The 255-nt window shown below is 61.2% G+C and carries 1 pseudogene; it reads right to left on the reverse strand.

The features are described from left to right. Positions 1–255, reverse strand: a pseudogene (locus E0D98_RS26790) (hypothetical protein); the annotation flags it as partial.

Consider the following 255-nt stretch of genomic DNA (forward strand, 5'->3'; position numbering starts at 1 on the left):
TGTCATCCGGATACTGACGACGGGCCACTTCCAGGGCTTCAGAGCGGACACCTTTAGCCGCAGCCAGCGATTTGGCAAAACGTGCGAAACCAATCCCCTTATCCAGTTTCTGCTCCACACGGATCACCGGCGCAGAAGCCACCGCGGCCACATTCCCGTTACCGGCCTGTTTCACCGGCTGCGCCGTGGCGGCCTTACCGGCTTCCAGTTCACGCAGGCGCTTCAGGTGCGCATCCACCTGACGTATTTCCGCTG

The sequence above is a fragment of the Escherichia sp. KCJ4928 genome, from assembly GCF_004352695.1.
Lineage (GTDB): Bacteria > Pseudomonadota > Gammaproteobacteria > Enterobacterales > Enterobacteriaceae > ECMA0423.